This window comes from Parendozoicomonas callyspongiae (genome assembly GCF_023502345.1).
Taxonomy (GTDB): Bacteria; Pseudomonadota; Gammaproteobacteria; order Pseudomonadales; family Endozoicomonadaceae; genus Sansalvadorimonas; species Sansalvadorimonas callyspongiae.
The window spans coordinates 23011-40359 of the sequence record NZ_JAMFLX010000009.1; the positions used below are offsets into that span (position 1 = coordinate 23011).

Here is a 17349-nt window from a genome sequence, read left to right on the forward strand (position 1 = left end):
TGTGAATAGATGTGAATAGAAAAGATCTTTGCCTAATATTCACCTCGATATACCGAACGAATCGCGCCACAACCCTTTACAATACTGCGCGATTACGCAACTTTCATTATGAAGAACCAGAGTCAAAACCTGTTTAATGAGTTATCACGTTCTTGTTGTTGAAGATGAGCCTGTCACCAGAGCCAGATTATCTGGTTACTTTCGCAAGGAAGGCTACCAAGTCAGTGAAGCCGAGGATGGCGAGCAGATGATGACAATCTTCCAGCAGGAGAATATTGATTTGGTCATGCTGGATATCAACCTGCCAGGTGAAGATGGAATATCCCTGACCCGACAGCTTCGGAGCCAGTCCCACGTTGGCATTATTCTTGTGACTGGCCGAACCGATATGGTCGATCGCGTCGTCGGCCTGGAGATGGGGGCTGATGACTATGTGGTGAAACCATTTGAGCTGCGGGAACTGCTGGTTCGTGTCAAAAACCTTCTATGGCGTATCTCACTTGCACAGCAGCCAGTTGAAGACGTTCAGGAGGAAAAAGAAGATTACATCCTGCAGTTTGACGAATGGCAGCTGGATACCCGCCGTCGCGAACTCAGCAGGGATGGGCAACAAGTCACTCTCACTGGTGGAGAGTATGAACTGTTGCTGGCGTTTACCATGAATGCAGGAACTGTTCTGAGCAGGGAACGATTGCTGAATTCAATCAGCCATCGTCGTGAAACCCGCGGAGACAGGACCATTGATACACTCGTTCGCCGCCTGCGCCATAAACTGGAAGAACATCCCGGGCAACCAACGCTGCTGAAAACCGTACACGGCGAAGGCTACTTATTTACCGAGGAGGTTTTCTGAACAACTTCATACACTGGTCGCCAGTTAGCAGGTGAAAGACTCTGGGTCATATCCAGCCCCTGGTTGATAAGTGCCGGACAGAGTTCCACAATACCCGGCCCCAGATCTTGAACCCATGCTTTACCCTCAAGGTATTTCACCGCCTGATCAACAGACAGGCGCCCCTGCAGCACCATATGATCATCATTGGCCAGATCAATTTTATTGCGAAGCAGGCCACGATAAACACCATGACTAAGATAGGTTGAGACCAGCTTGACCTTGTCAGTCAGCCTCCTGCGTTTCAACTCTCCAATGGCCACCTCGGTCATCACCGCCCCGCCTATCAGATAGTTAACGTCAGGGTATTGCTCAAGCACTTTTTGAATAAGATCCCGCTTAACTGCGTGGTCATTATCACCATAGGATTCTTTAACCACGACAACAGAGCTATTGTGCAAAGCATCCCGCAGCCCCCTCAGACTAACATCACTCCCCCCACGCCCGGTGGGTGATGAGAACCACGCAGCAGTTACTCTCTGACTCTCTTTCGGGTGCCGTTTTGCAAGCACCCGCCCAACACGAAACCCCATTTGGTACCAGTCAACGCCAACCTTGCCTGTGACTCCTTTCGGAGAGATATTATTCACCAGACCAAAAACGGGTATATCTTGTGAAAGCAGCGCAACTTTCTGTTCCAGCAGGTTATAACCAACGCCTCCGAGCAGGATGGCATCAGCTTTCCAGGCCTGACAGACATCAAGCTGGGCTTCCTGTCGACTTGCATCTACATAGCCATCAGCCGCCAGAACCTTAAGATCAATACCCAGCTTTCTGGCCTGGTCAACCATTCCATAATTGACACTCAACCAGTAAGAATCTTTCAAATGGGGATAGAGAGCACAGAGTCTCCATGACCTGGAAACCTGTTTCACAGGGGTGATCTGCGCTTCTTTCTGTACCGAAAAATCAAACGGAGTCACTGCCTCTTCAACCATCCAGGCAGCATTGGCAACAGAAGAAGACATAACAACAGGCGCGATAAAAGGCACTGCAAAAAGGAGCGATAGAAAAGGTCTGGCCAGTGTATGAATCACTCTCCATAACTCCTTATGGACTATGGTGACAGGAGTCGCCATAGTAGCGGCTCTTAAAGCTGTTGCAATAGATGAAACCTCGTGTCACTACGATCCAGGCTGTTTCCAACCGGTTTTCCATGCCCTTCCATTGGTCTCGGGGGAAAGCTACTGTTGTCGTTTGGTGTTATGGCCGGACTTGCAGTCACGATGGGTCTGGTGGCATGGAATGGATTTTCCCAGCTCGCTTCCAGGGAAGAACAGGTGACCAGTCGAACCCTTCCCGATCTGGTTACAGCCCGGCAGCTCTCGGAAATATCATCAGATATAATTTTTTCTGCCCAGGATCTTTCAAACGCCAGAACTGAACTCGAACGTCTGAAAAAAGGCCAGGAACTAACAGTTTCCGGACAGGTTCTTGCTGATATGCTTTCACGCTTCAGCCAGCGCCCTGTCAGTATGAAAGAGCTGGATGGTCTGCGGGCTATTACCCTGAAAATTATTGCCAACCTTGCCATTCTTGGAAGACAGGTTGGTGAAAGAATTGAGCTCCAGCAGAGCCTATCTCTTCAGCGGGAAGCTTTATTGAAAGCCATCACGGAATTCACCCGCCTGTCCCGCTCTCAGGTTGCTAACGCCAACACCATCGTTATGGCCAATATTGCCAGACTTTATGACCTGGCTCCTGATAACGACTCCCGGCAACTTTATTCTGTACTGGATCAGCTAGTTGATACCGATATTGATCAACTGCAGCGGGTCAGCAATCTGGAGCTTCGTGCTTATCGCATTCACAGCCTCCTGACTCACCTGGAAAAAGTTGAAACCAGAACGGAACTGATAAAGCTGCGGCAGCAGTACAACACCATGCTGGATGGTATCCGCTATCTTGCTGACAGTGTTGAAGATCCAGACAGACGACAGAAACTTGTTACCGAACTCAGTATGCTGGAAAAAGCAAATACGGCATTTGAAGCAACATCCCGGCTGTTTGATGTTAATAATGAAATTGCCCAGTTGAATGAAGGTAACGTCTTTCTTCTGGCTCACCTGAATCAATATGCTGACAACATTGTCAAAGAGTCTGAAGGACTTGCAGTCGAAGCAGGAGAACAGCTGCGTACCAGCCTTAACTACGGTCGGTCACTGGTCATGATTATGACTGCCATCACTCTTGTTGTGATGGTGTTGATACTCTGGCTGGTTGTCTATCGTCATCTGATAAGCCGCCTTGCCCGCCACACTGAAGTTATGGAGCACCTTGCCCTCGGTGATTTAACAGCACAACCGGAAGACTCCAGTGAAGATGAACTGGCCAAGATGGCATCCGCTATTGAGGTTTTCCGCCAGAACGCTATTGCCAAATCCCGACTTGAACAGGAGCAGATTGCCAGCCAGCAGGAGCTTAAGAACCACAGAGACAACCTGGCACACATGGTTCAGGAGAAAACCGAGCAGTTACACATAGCCAATGAAGAGTTAATCAAGAAAGCAGCCATGCACCGGCAGGCACGAGCCGAAGCCGAGCAGGCCAGCCAGGCCAAAACCCGTTTCCTGGCCCATATGAGCCATGAAATCCGAACGCCTATGAATGGTGTACTGGGTATGCTCACACTTCTGAAACAGACAACGCTTGATAAGCACCAGAAAGAGTATGTTAATGCCATCGGTTACTCCGGCGAGATTCTGCTGGATATCCTGAATGACATACTTGATTACTCAAAAATCGAAGCGGGTGTTCTGGAACACAGGCCCATCAGTTTTTCTCCCCGTACTCTGCTGAACGAGCTGATCCAGTTAATGTCGGGCCGTGCTCAAAACAATAAGCTTTCCCTTGATTTATTGATAGACAACAGCATCCCGGAGTGGCTCTGCGGTGATGCGGTCAAAATACGACAGATTTTGCTTAACCTGATTGGCAATGCCATTAAATTTACCAAATGTGGCGGCATTACCGTTTTAATGAGCAGAAGCGTCGACGCTGACGAATACTGTTTCCAGGTTCTGGATACCGGCTCCGGTATTGCGGAAGACAAGATCCAGCAGATATTTGAAGCCTTTTCCCAGGCCAGTCCGAACCTCAGGCAGCCGGGAACAGGGCTGGGCCTGACCATCAGCCAGAAGCTGGTTGATGTTATGGGTGGTGAGCTGGAAGTCAGCAGCACAGTTGGAAAAGGCAGTATGTTTCAGTTCACCCTGACCATGCCTGAAGGTGAAGAGGTGCAACCTGAAATCGCGGCCACCTGTCCGATCAGAAAATACAATATCCTGCTGGTTGAAGATAACCCTCTCAACCGGACCGTGGCCGAAGGGTATCTGTCCCACCTTGGGCAGTCGGTGACATCCGCACCATCCTGTGAAGACGCCAGAAAGGCCGTGCAGGAACAATCCTTCGATCTGGTGCTTATGGATATTAACCTGCCGGACGGTGACGGTGTCAGCCTGACCAGAGAACTGCGCCAGATAACCTCTGACGACCTGCCCGTCATCGCCATTTCCGCCCATGCCTTCCGGGAAGACCAGGAGCGTTTTCTGGCCAGCGGAATGAGCGCCTGTCTGGGCAAACCGTTACGCCTGAACGAGCTGTCCCATAAAATTTCAGACGTTATGGCTTCCGGGAGCCATGCCAGCCTATCCTGCGCTGCGGAACCTGATGAAAGCCTTATTAATCTGGCGCAACTGGAAAGCGACAGGGAGATTCTCGGAAACGATGCCGTAGACAGGATGATCCAGCTGTTTATAGACACCTCACAAAAGACGGTTTTGTCTATTGTCAGCGTTCTCAAGAATCCTGCAGATTCGCCAGAGACAACGGATTTTGACACACTTCAGAACAGGGCTCACGAGCTAAAAGGTGCTGCCGCAAGCATGGCTCTGCCCCGGTTGCACAAGCTGGCTTCGGATATTGAAATCCAGGCCGGAAACCGCAAGCTGGCTGGCCTGAAGGCCGGGCAATTGAAGGGGGTTTATTCCGAGTCAGTCAAAGCCCTGTCCAGGAATCTTATAAAGAAAGAGGGGGCTGCCTAACCCCCCCTCTTCCACAATTTACCCGCAACGCTCATGGCTGTTTGATAAGATGATTCTGCCGTTACCGAATTCCCGTACAGAATTCATTCAGATGTCGTCTTAATTTCTGAATCTCGCCGATACGGTACTGCTTGCCACACTTTGTGCAGACCAGGTTAGGGTCGTATGGGCGATCATCATTTTCATCGTCTTCATTGAAGATAACTTCTTCCGTTGAAGGGCCTTGGGAGGCTTTCCTGGCTGCGTCTGCAAAGTATTTGATTTCGGTACTAAGCCCCTTCATGAGTACGTTCTCAGGAATTTCACCGCTGTCATGCTTATGACGCCCTCTACTATCTCTACCAGCATACGCGTCTGGACGTGTGTCATCTTTCTGAGTAGCTTTAGATTCTAACGTTTTCCGTTTACACTCATCATAAAAATCAAGATCTGCTTTACATTTCTCCTTAACCCTTTTAATTATTGCCAGCCCTTCAATAGTGAGAGATGAGCAATCCACGTCTGCTTGATCCAGCCGTCGGAATTTATTTTCCGCAACTGTAAGCGCTGCATCCTTTTCTTGCACTTGCTGAGCAAGATTCTGGGCGCCAACAGTGACTTCTTGAACCTCTTTGTTCAATTTTTCAACCTGATTTCTCAACATTAAATTGATTTTACCTAAGCCTGCAGCATTATCTGTTGCAACTTTCAATTCCTCGCCAGCTTTATCTAATTTCTCAGATAAATAATTATTGTCTTTTCTTACTTTAGACACGCGCTCTTGAAACTCCATGTTACTTCTTTTCAACTGTTCATTAAATGTGTCTTTAGCATTACTCTCTTGTTGTAATTGTTGTATTGTATCTTGGGCTTTACAAAGTTCGGCATTCGCCTCCCTAAGTTTTCTCATCAATTCTCTATTTGCTTTGAACAAACCTTCATTTCTTTCAATTTGATGTTGTAATTTCTCTCCCATTTTCTGGCAACAAACCAATTGTTCATTATATTCAGCAGTGGCTTGTTTTGATTTTTCCTGTTCCTTCTCTACAAGTCCTTTCTGTCTTTCAACCTCTCTTGAATACGCATTCACTTGTGCCGTTAAAACATCCAAGGCTTCAACTATGGCTTTTTCATTACTTTTGCCTTCTTCAGAATCAATATTATGCGCCTTCATTGCATCAATAAGGACACACTTGATATTGTCCAGTTCATCTCTTGTATCCTGATGTCGTTTACTATCCTGTTCAACACGAGCTTTTAACGTATGGATTTCTTGTTGCGCTTTGCAGATGCTTTCATCTTTTTTTCCAGAAGTGGCGATAATTTGCTCAAGGAGTTCTTGATGTTCACCCTCCATTTTCTTAATGGCCTTTTCATGTTCAGACTTCATTACCTCAAGCTGTCTCTCAAGTTTCTCAACCTTGCTGGTACTGCGATCAAAGATTCTTTTTCCCAGGTTTTTAGCAGCCTGGTAGCAATTGCTGATAACACCAGACGCCAACCTGACAACCACTACTGCGGCTATTGTAACAACAGTTCCTACAAAAAGTTTTTTTACAACGACGGGGTCAAAAGGGAGGTTGCTGCCCTGCGATGAGCCTGAAAGTGCTGACATAATCATCTATATGCTCTCCATAACATCCATGTATGACTATATGGAGATATATTGTGCAGAAAAGTTCCACCTGTTTCGGAAGCACTTTCACCCTGAACACTTAACCATTTGATTTTAAAGGATTTAATAACATGAGCCTGTTGTATTACTCGAATTCAGCTTAAACCGGCTGTACATCACGATATTTGGTTGGATTCACTTTCACATGGGAATTCGGTTGTAAAATCGGCCGGGCAATAATCGGCTCATAGCCGCCATGCTGCATAAGCCTTTCATTAATCAGAGAAGCCAGCTCCAGCTTCTGATAAGAGCCTGGGGATATTACCCACGAGCCTTTATTCGCATCATCAACGTAATAAAACGCCTTTGATTCATCATGAGACCACTCCCGATGGACAGCGATGAAATGGCCACCATGACCAAGAAGGGCCAGGCCACACGTGGAAATGAACGCTTCAAACTTATCTATGCACAGTTCAGGTAACCCATTTTCTATGCGGGAAACTTCAGATTTTTCGCCCAGAAATATTTCACAGTTCCTCTGTAAGAAATCCAGCTTTTCCAGCCGATTTGTATTCTCCTGCTGCCCGGCTCCCTGAAGTTTTTCGGCCAATTCCTTGCGCAGTCTCATGGGATGTTTATCCAAATGCTTGAATCGGCAGTGACTGATATATATTGCCCACCCAGAGCAGATTCCCCCCAGGCGGGCACGCCAGCCGAGAACATCACCCTGGTTCCATGGAATATAATCGGGCCAATCGTGCCTGAAGGGCGTTTTGACCAGGTCGTAATACTTCTTAAGAAAATCACTCTGATTCTCCAGTGAGCCAGAGTCATCCGGAGAGACACAAGGGGTCAAATAAACTTCATTAGTCTCCTGGGGATTATCAACACGTTCTGACTGCTGGTCATGCTTCTTATCAGAAAAAAATGGATATTTCTCCTGCAGTTCCTGCCGCTGCTCAGGAGTAAACCGGGCAAAGACATCTGGTTTCTCACCCAAGGCTTCAGCAAATAATGGCTGGGCAACAGCCAGTTTGAACAGGCTTTCATTAGAGAATTGATCCAGTTTTCCCAATCTGAATTGCTTTACAGCATTGTATTTTTGATGGGGATACAGCAGTAGAGACAGTAATGTTTGCTCTTGAAATAAGTTGGATGATTCCTTGAGATATGTTTCCGGTTTTTCTAAAAGCTCCCTCAAGGTTTCGACAAATAAACCCGCGACTTTCAGTTTTGTTTCATCGCTGTATTGCTTGAGCCCCATAACTTTTTTGCATCCTGCCGCGCTTCGCTGGAAAGATGCCTGCAGCAAATCATCGGAAAGAACGTTGTCTTCCTGGTCTCTTCGATCCATATATTGCATCAGGATGGCAGGATAGGTCTTGAGTATCCGAAGCTGTTCAGGAGTCATATTGTCCTGAGAGTCAGGCAATGTCATTTGCATGGCCCTGGCATCCTCCCATGCAGGTTGCTGCTGATGAACCAGAAACTGGCCTGTTCTTTCCCTTAAATGTCTTTTTGCCCAGGGGCTTACCAGATCATATTCCAGGCGGCTCTTTTGATCTGTTTGCTGCTCTGGCTGCTCTGGCTGCTGTTCTTCCGGATAAAGGCATTGAAAATAATAGTTTGAAAATTCTGCGTATTGATTGCAAAGGTCTGCCAGCTCTGGTTTGTTGTTTATCAAACCGTTATTCTCTGGTTTTATCAAGGCACTGACATAACGAGGAAACCGGCAGGCAAGCTCAGCCAGGTGCTGGGGTGTGAATCCCTGCAAAATTGTCTGTATGGTATTGCATATAGCCGGATACTGACGTTTGATAAGCTTTGTGGCACAAATCTGCTTTGTTTCCTCATGGCAAAGCCATTCGAAATTTCCATAGGTATACAGCAGAAAGTCAGGATGCCAGGAGTATATTTCCAGCAGAATGCCCGCCATTTGATCGCCATTTCTGGTCTTAAATAATGTATTGGCCAGCTCAACATCATTATAAAGCACACGATTCGCACAGCCCTTGTTTTTCACCAGCACCATCATGGCCAGCAGATCATCTTCCTGGCACTCTTTGGTGCTAATGATTTTATTGCGAATATCCTCATATAAGGCCTCTACCAGCTCCGGGTGATAACTGGCAATAGCCGCCATATGGGCAAGATGAATAGCTGGATGAAAATTTTCTCGATTGTTTAAAACCTCTTTTGCATTTCTGATGGATTTCCAGCACAAGGGAATCAAAAGGGACATGGGGTCCTGACTCCGAAAACCATCTTTACTTTTCATGGTGTCAAACACCAGCTCCGGGTGAGAATCCGCAATGGCGAGAAAATCACTCTCCTGCAGTTTATTCTGATGAGTCAACAGGATATTCTCTGCTGTTTCCGGTTGGGAGTGACGGGCGATATAAACGAAATCTGCCAACTGAAGTGAATCCTGATACAGGTAAAGCTGTTCCAGTCGTTTTTTATCATCAACCAGCATGGCAATCAGCCGTCCTCTGCGAAATGCCTGGGCACGTTTGCTATCACCTTTCATACTGTTGATATTTCGAATCAGGAATTGATCAAAATCCTCCACACTTGCAACAGTGACAATGGGGCCATGGCCACTCGGCCATGTTTCAGAAAGCCAGTGGCAGTTGCGCAGAAATTGACTGTAAGTCTGGGAAAGCTGCTGACAGAGCCTGCCTACTACAGGCTTCTGAACAATCTGACCCGGCAGGTTCTGTTTGTTATAGACATTCACCTGAATCCGAAGATCATCCCGAATCCAGGCAACAGCGCCCCGCTCCCTGAATTTCCCCCAGTTTTTCGGATCACATATCTGATTCGGAGCTAAACCAGAAATCTGACCTGTTGAACCAGGCCCTTTACTCGCTGCAACCTGCATAAAAATCCCCCCTTGTCATTCCGGCAAGAATAAGGATTTAAAGCGGCAGACAACATAACATTGCTGTTAGAAGGAGTATTGGGATGGGTAACGAGAATACGGGTCTAAGTCTCCAGAAGAAACGTGACAGGGCCATCGTTGAGGAGACTGACTTTCATATCAGCACCAAAGCGACCACAGGCCACCGGCCGGTGCCTTTGCCGGGCCTCCTCAACGAACTTGTCATACAGCGCGTTCCCCTGCTCCGGTGAGGCCCCCGAGCTGAAGCTGGGGCGCAGGCCCTTGCGGGTATCAGCAACAAGTGTGAACTGGGAGACAATCAGCAAACCACCGCCAGTATCAGTCAGACTGCGGTTCATCCTGTCGTTTTCATCGGGAAAAATCCGGTAACGCAGAACCTTGTCCAGAAGTCTGCCTGCCTTTTCCGGGTTATCGTCTTTCTCTACTCCCAGAAGAAGCAGAATACCGTTTCCAATCTCGCCAACGGTTTCTTCATTGACAACAATACTTGCCTGGCTGACTCTTTGAATCAGTCCTTTCATTCATTTCTCCAGCACACGGCGAGCCGCCTGTTATTTTCCTAATTGGAAGCTTCTAAAGAATCTAGTTACGCGGTGAACAAGCGCCTGTGATTGATCATACTGCCTGCAGCCATCACCCAAAGTCTCACGCAGGGAAACATCATCTCGAAACATGTCACCGAGGGTGGCACCTGATTGCTTCTCTACACACCCCCGACAGCGGGCTCCTGGCCCCACTGGCCCCAGAGCCGACAGGGGTACAAAGTACGTCGCATTTTTGTCTGGGATATGAGATGAGAACAGTTTTTTACACGTATTACACGTGGCGTATTCCCTATCGACTGGCATTGGATTTTGAGCCGCTGCAGAGGAAGGCACTGATTGAGCACCACCGTCAGGTTTAACAATCAGATTACTTAATTCATTTATCTGCGATTTAATAGAGGCAATGCTGGTATCTCCCTTCATCAGCTCAATCGCATGAGATAACAACCTGTTCTTCAACCACGATTGAAATGAGCCCAGCAGATCTTGCTTCTGCTGTTCTTCAGCTGCACGCAGCGCAGCCTGATAATCTTCCTGCTCCTGTCGCAGAAGACACTCAATCATCAACCTTCCAAAGGAGAGACCGTCAGCTTGTTTTTCTTCATCCCAGTTTTTTCCCTGGGTGTGTAACAAACTGTTGCCCGATTGAGCATGGATGAAGGATGTGCATACCGCTTTTCCCCGCCCATTAATGCGGATATTGGCAGGTTTCAGAGCGGTTTCCACATTGAAAGCTTTATACGTGCTGAAAACAATATTCCTTTTATGGGCCCAGGTGATGTCGCTTGCGATCTGTTTAAAGATTTCAATTATTTGCAATAGGCTCTTTTCATCATTAAGAATCATGGCTTCCTTGAGAGATAAACCAACAGCTGGCAAAATCAGGCCTGTCAGTTCATAATCCCTGTCGCCGCCGATGTCCAACAGTATATGTTCGACAGCAGGTATGAACGCTTGCGCAACCCACCCACGGCCTCTCGCAAAAATAGCTTTATCAATACTCCGATAGAAGGCAAGCTCCTCTTGTCGCTGACTCTGGGTGATCTCTTGGTGCCAAAGTTTTAAAGTGACCGTTTCCCGAAGCGGAGACAGATGTGCCTCTTTGTAAACGGAAAAAGTATCCACACTGGTATTCCCACTACGAGCATCTGTTATTTCATGAAAATACATCTTATCGTAAGGGAAATCCCGGGGGAGCATGACCTGTCTTCTGGCCCCACCTTTGCTGTCAAGCTCCCACCAATCTGATAACTCTTTGACATTTTTGTTCAGATCTTCCTGTCTTGGGATAGCTGGCGGGTGCCTGTGACCATAAAGATCATGAAGCAATTTCCGGGTGAACCTTCCTTTAGGTATCAAATATTCACTGATTGCCATGAGCCAGCTGCCGTGACCCATACTGCTCGCAAAATCACTAGGGACCAATGAGTTGACATCTGGATTCCCTAAGTAGAAGAGTGCTCTTATACTACCATAATCACGAGTACTGGGACCTAAATCTATCAAAGCCTTAAAATCATCCCGACTGAGAAAATAATCTGGAACAGCACCCAGCCTGGTAGCTACTTGCCGATCAACGTATATTTTCAACAGATTTTCCCCGACCCAGGGGCCAGGTATTGTTCGTGCCGCACCTAAAGCACCTGCCTTAATCAACGCACCTTTGACAAGTGGCTTTGGCAGATCAGCCAGCAAATTTAGCAACACATCCAATCCTTTTTCTCGTTCACCTTTACTCTTTTGAAGGTCTCCGTAAAAATATTGTTCGATAACGTTCCAACCCAGGCCAGAATGAAACCACCAACGTAAATGGTAATATGAACCTAACTCTAGAGATGCCTTGGCATATTCAGCAATCCTCTGCTGTCGCGCTGCTACATCATCGGCACCCAGGTTAAGAGGCCCTGACTCCGCCCCCCTGTCATGATCACGAAAGTCACGAAGGCTGTGATAAAAATCTCTTAATAGATATAGGTTATTCGGCACTATGCTTTCTGCCGGTGATTCGCCACCTTCTGAGCTCTCGCTTCCCTGCTCCTTGATCTTTGCAATATCATCGTCTTGTAGAATATTCACATGCACTGCGTTCGCTTCAGACTGCAAGTCGAAGATGGTACAGGAAGGGGATTCAGGTACCTCCATTTTATTATCACTTTGCGTTTCGGGCATAACAAACAGCCACTGAAGCTGACCTGGCAGCGACTGCTCATTAGCGATCTTAAGATCCTGCCAGATTTGACCTGCCTTTAATTCTGGAACAGAAATAGTAAAGTGGCCGTTTGGCAACAACGATGGAGGCCTGTAATAGTAACGTCCATCTTCTTCTGCTTTTCTCTGAAGGTCGGTGAACTTTTCATCCACTGCATAAGGGAGGCTCAGCTTTTTTACCAGACTATGCACTGCGCTAAACTGCTGATAACCGTCTGGGGCAGACTCTGTGCCATCTGGCTTTTCCCTTGATAATACAAGCCCTTTAGCTTTTATCATGCCCAGAATTTCATCAGTAAAAAAATGGTTGTCTGGCAGACTGACTACAACCTGAGACCCGCCCTTTGCAATCAACACCGTATAGCCAGAGTAGGCAGGTTGTGCACACATCATAAGGGTGGCCAGTATACCGAGTGTTTTTACACACCACTGAGGACACAAAATGTACAGCGATTTCATAACGACAGTCCGATAAACGCAGCGTCATAATAACGCTTAAAAACTCTTAAAGAATCTTGCATAACGGTCATTGTCAGCACTCGTTTGCAAGAGCAGCGATAATTGTGAAGGGCTGAAGTTATAGCTGTGATTAAAAGCTTCAACAACTTTGCCAACAGCTTTGTCAGCAAAAATAACAGCACCCTGACCATATTCTGATGTCTAATACGTCAGGATTTGGAGAGGGTTGTCTATATGCCTACAGTTTTCGGCCCAGGCCCCAACTACAGCAGGCCCGAGCCAAGAAGCAAAAAAGAGAAAAAGGCATTCAAAAAGCAGCGACAACAATCGCGACTGGCCGAAACTGTCACAGCTCAACATCGTTTTTTCCTGCGCAGGTGCTGCAAAGCATGCGTGAGTTCACTGAAACTGCTGGCCGTAAGTGAGCGAAGCGTGGAAGTTATCTCTGTCTCGGCTGGAGTCGTCGCAGGATGGGTGGGTTATTTTGGCTGCCGCTTCATCAACCCTCTCATCCACTCTCTATCAATATACCTGCCAGACGGGTACGAACAGCCTGTTACCAAGGTAGCCAAATACGCTGTCAGTATTTTATGCAGCTGTCTAACTTACCATTACACCCGGCATTGCCTGAGCCACTTTGTCCACCTGGCTTCTGGTGATGAAGATCACCAGAAGATTTACCACCAGAAGCTGCCCTCTCTGATTAAGATTTTTCAGGATCGCTTATATCAACAAGACAAAGTAGCTAATGCGCTCAAGCGTATGAAGGTCAGCCATCTACAAGCCCTGATAGCGGATTACCTGGGAAACATATACCAGAAATACACATATCTTCGTCAAGCTGATGAGGATCAGCAACTGGAAGCAATACAACTCCAACTTGATTATGACCTGATAATGATGTCGCAAAATAACAATCAAAAAGGTGAAGAGAGCCCCATTTTCGATAACTTAATCTCGCAGGTGTCCTTACGGCTTGAATCGATAAGGACCAAAGAGAAAGTAGCAGCTGCATTCATGGAGGCTTATCTACACCTCAAAGAAAATGATGTTGAATTTAACCGCGCATTTACAGCTCTGTTCGGAAATTTATCAAGTACTTCGCCAGCAGTTATTAGACACCTGGCCGAACAGATTGAGGACCCAGATCTCTTTGATCAACAAGCCAAACTGGCTACTATGATCAAAACACACCCACTTGTGAAAACAACACTAAAGGATGCAGTGATAAACCATATTAAAGCCAAAATGGCAAAAGCTAGAAAAATTGAACAGCGTCAGAAGGAGAAACAAGAGCAAAAACGCACCCAACAGCCTTTACTTCAATCCCAGCCTCCCGGTACTTTAAGCCCTCCCCAGGAACCAACTGAACCTAAACCTGTAAAAAAGAAACGTTCCAAAAAAGATATAAAAGTGGACGAGACAGAACTGGCAACACCAACACCACTTCAGCCTTCTCAGCCAAGACCTTTTATAGAGCAAGACAAAGATATGGAAAATAGAATTCTCGCCACTACGACTGAAGCTGAAAGAAAGCAACATCTTAAGAAATGCTTTGAACGAATTAACGACTGTGTTTACTGGGATTCCATAGCGCTTGTCAGTACAGCCGGCGATGGCTGGGAAGCCAGAGACAAGAATGGAAATATCAGGCAGATTTACCATATGTCCGCAGGATTCAAGGACAAAGGAGAGAGAAACAAGGCAACCTTGCTGTTTACACGCTCCGGTAACAAGGTTGAACCTATCGCTATCGCTGCCCATTTAGACCGCTCAACCATTGAGTATAAAATCATAAACTGCCTCGGTGGCTGGCAGTTAAATACAAAAACTGTCGACCTGACCCAAAGCCTTGTTGCCACAGGCCCCACCCTTGAATCACCTCCTGACATCTGATGGGGGCATTACTTATATCTAAAAAATCTCGTCACGCGGTTCCATAAGCCTTGAGGTGCAGGATCTCTCTCGCGGGATATTCGCAGGCCGCCCATGTCTATCGAGAGTTCATCTCCACCACAATTAAAATCAATCACCACCTCTTGGGCTGTTGCTGTTGCTCCTGTTCCAACAGCTCCTGAGTTTGCTGCATCTTGCTTCCTCAATGTGCCCCCCAACGCCTCAAAACCAGAAATATCATCTCGTAATACTTGATCGCCGGGATCTTGACTTCTACCTCTAAGGTCCGATAAACACGCCCGGCAATAAGAAAACTGGTATGCATTCATACCATTCGGAAACAATGGACGCATCGCATTTTTGTCACGATCTTCAGATGAATAAAGTGAGTCACATAAAGTACAACTCGCAGCCCTTTTTAAAACTGCTTTTGGATTCTGGAGCATCTTATGTTCTGGCAGGGTGAGTACATTACTACGCTGGTTGTGGTATTTCTCAACACTTAAATTCGACAGCCGATGAAGCATGATGTCAATTCTGTCCCCTCCCTCTATCAGCGTAACGCCAAGCGCTAACAACCTATCTCTCAGCCATACGCTAAACAACTTCTCTTCACTATCCTCCCCTTGATGGGGCTTTGCTGCTGTCAGCGCATCTTGAAAAGATTGAAATTCCCTCCCTAAAAGGCATTCAATCATCAACTTGCCAAGGAACATGCTGTCAAGTTCCTTCTCTTCATGCCACTCATTCTGATGAGAAGGACGTTGACTTCTGTTCCATTGCGCATGCTGGAAGGATGTACAAACAGGATTCCCCTCATCATCAATACGAATATTGGCCAGCTTCAGAGCTGTTTTTTCCTCAGACCTTTCGCTATGACTGAAAACAATATTCTCTTTATGAGCCCACTGTATAGCAGACGTAATCTGTTGGAAGAGACCAATTTTCTGCCAAAGGTTCAGTCTATTAGACAGGATTAAGACATCCCTGAGAGATAACCCCACTCTTGGTAAAACCAGGCCTGTCAGCTCGCTATCAACGCCTCTTTGAATGCTCAGCAGCCTGTTTTCAACAGTCGGTATGAAAGATTGTGCCAACATGGGGGGATTCATCGCAGAAATTAATTTTGCGATATTCCGGTAGAACGCAAGCTCCTCCTGCCGCTGGCTCTGGCTGACCTCTGGATGCCAACACTTTATGGTGGCTTCTGGTTTGCCTGCAATCGGTTTTGCCTTCACGTATGCTGAAAAATCATCACTTCCATATATAAAACCACTAACGGGCTCTATGGTATTGAAATAAATATTCTCGGAAGGGCAGTCTATGGGAAGCATGACCTCGTACTTGCTTGTGATCTCCCGGAGGAACAACCATTCAGTTATTCCTTTATGACTCTCGCGAAGGGCTGACTCACAGGGAATATCATATGGCCAGGTACTGAGATATTTTTTATAACAAGCCACGTTAAAGTTTCCGCGAGCCCTCAAAAATTCACTGGCTGCCATGGACCAGTGCTGCTTGCTTACTTTTTCAATATACTGCCTGGGAATATGCAAGTCGGCGCTGGGGAAGTTTGTGTAGAACTCTGTTCTTCTTTTTAAATCCCAGGCAGGACACCGATAACAATTAGTTCTATCAGTACAATAAGTCATATCATACCGGCTGATAAAAACATCTGGTAAAGCCCCCAACCGGTCAACCGTAAACCGGTCAACGTATTTCTTAACCAATTCTTTCTCGAAACAGGGCCCTTTGAGCCTGTCTCCATGGGCAGAAGATACTGACTTCAGCGCACCTTTGACAAGAGGCCTCGGCAGGGCAGCCAGGGCTCTTACCAAATGCTGCACCGCTGATTCTCTATTGCTTTGCTCCCTTTCAATCACTGCGTCAGAAAATGGTTGCATATCAGTCCAGGTCAGACCGGCGTAAAAACACCACTTCATAAGATCAAGATCACTTAGGTCATTAGCTAGCCTGGTATATTCATCAACCGTTTCATGATATTCAGTCTCAGAGACAAAGCTCCCATTTATTTCATTAACAATAACCTCAGGCCTGCCAAGAAGGGTACGATAAAAATCCACCAGCGGCATAAGATCGTCACAAAGCTGCACTTGATCATCCCCTTGTGCATTCTGACATCCTTTCTGCCTGATATTTGTAATTTCATCGTCTGTAACAGAGCTTGCCTGCACCGCCCTGGCCGTATCGGGCGTATTGGCCAATCTGACGTAAGAGGGGGCAGTTATCTCTTGCGTGCCGGTCACCTGCGCATCGCCTGTTGAAGGAGGGGCTACAAACAGCCAACGAAGCCTGCCAGCATATAGCGGCGCACGCTCAATAGACAGATCCTGCCAGATTCGGTCGACATTTGATTTTGTCACAGAAATCACAAATGAATGGTTTGGCAATAATGAAACTGGCTTGTAATGAAAACGCTCGCTCTGGCCTGGTATGTGCTCAAGATCACTGGCATGACTCGGTAACTCATAAGGGAGACTCAACTCTTTTACCAGACTGCTCACTATCTCAAGCTTCTGAAGTTCCACTTGAGACTCTTCCTGAAATTCTTGCTGGCGCTGTTCAAGTGCTGACAGAAGATCTCTAGCGCGCATCAAACCCAGAATTTCTTTGGTAAAAGGGTGACCTTTCGGCAACTTTACTGCAATCTGAACTCCGCCCTTATCAATGACCAAAGAATAAGAGCCGGAATAGGCGGATTGCGAACACACTATGAGAGCAAACAGCATAAAGAGTGTTTTTTTAAAACACCAATGCGCACACATAAAAAACAGTAATTTCAT

9 protein-coding genes are annotated in these 17349 nt (G+C 46.7%); 3 read left to right on the plus strand and 6 right to left on the minus strand.

Translation table 11 applies throughout. From position 1 onward, the window contains the following. Nucleotides 1-136: 136 nt before the first annotated feature. Complete coding sequence (gene torR / locus M3P05_RS08235) at nt 137-853, plus strand: two-component system response regulator TorR (RefSeq protein ID WP_249699041.1); 717 nt, start codon at nt 137-139, stop codon at nt 851-853. Here the strand turns inward: torR and torT are convergent. Further along, a complete protein-coding gene (gene torT / locus M3P05_RS08240; RefSeq protein ID WP_249699042.1) occupies nt 826-1971 on the minus strand; it encodes a TMAO reductase system periplasmic protein TorT in 1146 nt (381 codons plus the stop codon). The genes torR and torT overlap by 28 nt on opposite strands. 39 nt (nt 1972-2010) lie before the next feature. Between torT and torS the strand changes: the two genes are divergently transcribed. Further along, nucleotides 2011-4935 carry a TMAO reductase system sensor histidine kinase/response regulator TorS gene (torS, locus tag M3P05_RS08245; RefSeq protein ID WP_332842006.1) on the plus strand — a complete coding sequence of 975 codons (2925 nt, stop codon included), beginning with the start codon at nt 2011-2013 and terminating at the stop codon, nt 4933-4935. A gap of 61 nt (nt 4936-4996) precedes the next feature. On the opposite strand, the gene M3P05_RS08250 is transcribed toward torS, so the two are convergent. The 4 genes from M3P05_RS08250 to M3P05_RS08265 form a co-directional block, all read right to left on the minus strand. Beyond that, the gene (locus M3P05_RS08250; RefSeq protein WP_249699044.1) at nt 4997-6535 is read right to left on the minus strand and encodes a coiled-coil domain-containing protein; all 1539 of its coding nucleotides are present in this window, start codon (nt 6533-6535) and stop codon (nt 4997-4999) included. Between the two features lie 154 nt (nt 6536-6689). After that, nucleotides 6690-9416 (minus strand): hypothetical protein, encoded by a 2727-nt coding sequence (locus M3P05_RS08255; protein ID WP_249699045.1) that lies wholly within the window; start codon nt 9414-9416, stop codon nt 6690-6692. Between the two features lie 104 nt (nt 9417-9520). Then, on the minus strand, nt 9521-9958 hold the full coding sequence (gene dtd / locus M3P05_RS08260; protein ID WP_249699047.1) for a D-aminoacyl-tRNA deacylase: 438 nt from the start codon (nt 9956-9958) through the stop codon (nt 9521-9523). Nucleotides 9959-9988: 30 nt separating this feature from the next. Then, nucleotides 9989-12649, minus strand: coding sequence for a hypothetical protein (locus M3P05_RS08265; RefSeq protein ID WP_249699048.1), 2661 nt, complete (start codon nt 12647-12649; stop codon nt 9989-9991). Nucleotides 12650-13042: 393 nt separating this feature from the next. Here M3P05_RS08265 and M3P05_RS08270 point away from each other — a divergent pair, with 393 nt between their 5' ends. Beyond that, entirely contained in the window at nt 13043-14545 is a 1503-nt protein-coding gene (locus tag M3P05_RS08270; protein ID WP_249699050.1) for a hypothetical protein, read from the plus strand. Between the two features lie 8 nt (nt 14546-14553). Here M3P05_RS08270 and M3P05_RS08275 read toward each other — a convergent pair whose 3' ends face one another. Beyond that, nucleotides 14554-17349, minus strand: a complete 2796-nt coding sequence (locus M3P05_RS08275) for a serine/threonine-protein kinase (protein WP_249699051.1) — start codon at nt 17347-17349, stop codon at nt 14554-14556.